Annotated in this window: 1 protein-coding gene; it reads left to right on the plus strand. The window is 29.9% G+C overall.

The genetic code is table 11. The features are described 5' to 3' along the window. Positions 1–162: 162 nt before the first annotated feature. A complete protein-coding gene (locus V7K27_RS05290; RefSeq protein WP_442947592.1) occupies positions 163–1,410 on the plus strand; it encodes an ISL3 family transposase in 1,248 nt (415 codons plus the stop codon). The last annotated feature ends 26 nt before the right edge of the window (positions 1,411–1,436 follow it).

The following is a 1,436-nucleotide window of genomic DNA, read 5'->3' on the forward strand; positions in this document are numbered from 1 at the left end:
GGTTCTTCAGTACTTATTATGCTAAATTATTAGTTACAAATCCAAAACGATATTAAAAATTGTATTAAAAGATTCCTAAAAGCATTGCAATCATTGACATAAAATAAAATTTGTTGTTAACTGTAAATCCAATCAGATTATTTTTTTGGTAAATTTACGATTATGGTTCATAAAAATGATATAAAAATCCTCACAGAGCTTCTTGATTTAGATGACATAAAAGTAATATCACATCGTCTTCATGAGGGGATTGGAATAATTTTAAAAACTGAATCGAAAAAATTAGATGCTAATTGTCCTAATTGTGGCACAAAAAGCCATAATTTACATCAAAATCATCGACATATTATTAAAGATTTACCCTTTGGAGAGAAACCAGTATTTTTAGAAATAAATAGGCGACAATTCAAATGCAGAAAATGTCAAAAACCATTTAGTGAACATCTCGATTTTGTGAGGAAGAAAAGAACTTATACAAAACGGCTTGCACACAAAACCATACAAGAAGTTTTAGAGAATGACATACACAGCGTAGCATCAAAAGGGATCGTTACAACAGAAGAGATAGAACGGATGTTAAAAGATGCATCTGAGGAATTACCCAATTTAAAACCTTTGAATTTAAAAAGACTTGGACTTGATGAGATAGCTTTGATTAAAGGGAGGGGTAATTACTGTGCAGTATTAGTAGATTTAGATACATCTAAACTGATTGCGATTTTAAGCGATCGCACACAAGAAATAATCAAGAAAACCCTTATGGAATGGGGCATTAAGCTGTTAGAGCAAATAGAAGAGGTAAGTATAGATTTGTGGCGAGGGTATAAAAACTTAGTGTTAGAATTAATGCCGAATGCTCAAGTAGTAGCAGATAGATTTCATGTAATGACACAGATAAATAAAGAATTAGACACACAAAGAAAAAGAGAAAAACGAAATATAGAAGATTTAATTAAAAAAGCAACATTAGCAGCACAAAAAGATGAATACGAAGAAATATTACTCGCATTAAAAAATAGTAAATATCCCTTGCTTAAGAATGAAGATAACTTAAACGAGGAGCAAGTTAATAAACTTATCCAAGTTAAAAATGTATCTCCTGTTTTAAAAGTAATGCATGAACTAAAAGAAAAGATTAGAAAAATTTTTAATAAGACAAATGATTGGTATGCGGGAGTGTTTAAACTAGGTATGTGGTTATCGAGAGCTAAAAAATATTTTCCCAATAGCAACAACACTATTATTCGTTGGTATGATGAAATTATTGCTTACTTTGATAATGGTACAAATAGTGGCATGGTTGAGGGAGTTAATAACAAGCTTAAACTGATTAAACGTTCTGGTTATGGATTTAGAAATTTTGAAAATTTTAGAGTTAGATGTTTATTAAATTGGCATTTTATTTATTAGTTTGGCATAATAAGTACTGAAGAGCC

The sequence above is a fragment of the Nostoc sp. genome, assembly GCF_036919575.1.
Taxonomy (GTDB): Bacteria; Cyanobacteriota; Cyanobacteriia; order Cyanobacteriales; family Nostocaceae; genus Nostoc.

Coding starts and splice junctions, on each gene's coding strand:
- V7K27_RS05290 (WP_442947592.1), top strand. CDS start 163: ATGGTTCATAAAAATGATATAAAAATCCTCACAGAGCTTCTTGATTTA.